This is a genomic window from Planctomycetaceae bacterium (assembly GCA_041398785.1).
Classification (GTDB): Bacteria; Planctomycetota; Planctomycetia; order Planctomycetales; family Planctomycetaceae; genus JAWKUA01.
The window spans coordinates 1-1,837 of sequence record JAWKUA010000067.1 but is presented as its reverse complement, the minus strand read 5'-3'; the positions used below and the strand labels follow the sequence as shown (position 1 = coordinate 1,837).

3 protein-coding genes are annotated in these 1,837 nt (G+C 60.2%); 2 read left to right on the top strand and 1 reads right to left on the bottom strand.

What is annotated here, in order from left to right; all coding sequences use genetic code 11:
• Together R3C19_27430 and tpx are read left to right on the top strand one after the other, a co-directional pair.
• The coding region (locus tag R3C19_27430) for a gfo/Idh/MocA family oxidoreductase (GenBank protein ID MEZ6064095.1) at positions 1-450 on the top strand (450 nt) is incomplete at its 5' end.
• A gap of 91 nt (positions 451-541) precedes the next feature.
• On the top strand, positions 542-1,057 hold the full coding sequence (tpx, locus tag R3C19_27425) for a thiol peroxidase (GenBank protein MEZ6064094.1): 516 nt from the start codon (positions 542-544) through the stop codon (positions 1,055-1,057).
• A 162-nt stretch (positions 1,058-1,219) separates the two neighbouring features.
• Here the strand turns inward: tpx and R3C19_27420 are convergent.
• A partial coding sequence (locus tag R3C19_27420; protein ID MEZ6064093.1) for an LptF/LptG family permease occupies positions 1,220-1,837 on the bottom strand: 618 nt, incomplete at its 5' end.

The window sequence follows — 1,837 nt, the reverse complement described above, 5'->3', positions numbered from 1 at the left end:
AAGATCGTCTGCCACTATGAAAACGGCGTGAAGCTGATCATCGACTTCCTCCCTGATCCGTTCGGCGACCGGTCGCCGCACTACATCACACGTCTGGGCACGTGCCCGGTGCGGTTTATCGGCGACGAAGGTTCTGTAGAGACCGGCGATGAAGGCGAGATCGTGGTTTCATCGGATTCTCTAAAGAAGGAACTGCCGGATCCGTCGAAGCGAGTTCGCGGCCTGGACGTGTCGGCACATTCCCGCAACTTCTTCGACTGCATCCGCAGCCGCGGGATCACGAACGCGAACCCGGACGTGATGCGGCGTTCTCACATCGCCTGCCACGCGGCTGCAATTTCGTGGATTCTGGGACGAAAGCTGCGGATCGATCCCGTGACCGAAGAATTCATTGATGACGCCGACGCCAACCTGCTGCGATCCCGCGCCGAGCGCGACTGGACGGTCTGAAGCCGGTTGCAACGCTCGAACGAAGCGGCATACTACGCGCCCCACAATTCTTTGACTTTGAAATCTCTCCACCTTCGACAGGAAGCCAGACATGACAGACGTTCGCAGCGGTGCCGTTACTCTGAAGGGAAACCCCGTCAACCTTGCCGGAAAGGCCCTGGCCGCCGGAGACAAGGCCCCCGATTTCTCACTGCAAAGCAATTCTCTGGAAGAAGTGACTCTTGCCGCCAGCGCCGGAAAGACGCGGATCATCGCGACGGTTCCGTCGCTGGACACCGGCGTCTGTCACGCCGAGACAAAGCGATTCAATGACGAAGCCGCAAAGATGTCGGGCGTTGAAGTACTGGTCGTCAGCATGGACCTTCCGTTCGGTCAGGGGCGATGGTGCGGAGCGGAAGGCGTCGAAAATGTGAAGACCCTGAGCGCGCATCGCTGCACGAAGTTCGGTGAAGACTATGGCGTCCTGATTCAGGGCGGCGGGCTGGACCGCTGTCTGGCTCGAGCGGTCTTTGTGGTTGATGGAAGCGGCACGGTGAAACACGCCGAGTACGTCAGCGAAATCACCGAACATCCCAACTACGACGCCGCACTGGCAGCAGCGAAGTAGCACGTCGTTCCAACTGATAACTGCTCGTTTCCGTAGTGGGCGAGACTGCGAGTTCCGTAGCTCCCGTTGTGGTTCAGGACTCGTGGCCTCGTCCATGACTTTGGATACCGGTGCCGCGTCGTGGCCCGAACCATGCAGCATCGGGCCACGCCGAACCGGCTGCTATGTCTGCACATAACCAGCGGTCCAGACGCCCGTACTTCCTGTCACGATGACGGGAATCCACGCCGCCAGGTCCGGGCGAGAAATCAGGCCGGAGCTGCCCAGAATTATGCTGCCCTGGGTAAACACATAGAAGAATCCCAGCACCGCCGCGCAGATCGCCATGTTGGCGATCAGGCTCCGCGATTCGCGCCGCATCACCAGCGGCAGCGCGATGGTAATGCTGAGCATCGACAGGATGGGCCGGGTGACTCGCGAATGCAGCGCCAGACTCTGACCCCGAACGGGAACCGGCCCGGTTGACGGATTGCGGATGCGCTCGATCAGCTGCGCGGACGAAAGCAGCTTCAGGTTTCGTCCGCGGTTGTAGAGCTGGTCAAAGCTGACATCGGACACGACAAATACGTCCGTCCCGTTGGGATGCGGTTTCACTCGGCGCCGGCCTTCTTCGGTCAGCAGTTCTTCGTCAAAGACACCGGTCAGGTTGTGGAGCAGCCAGCCCGGCGGATGTTCGCCGTTTTCGTCGATGTAAACGGCGGATTCCGCTCGCAGCGCACAAACCTCCACCGCCAGTTCCCGGGGAAGGTTGAAACTGGCTTCCTTCAGTCGTCGTTCCTC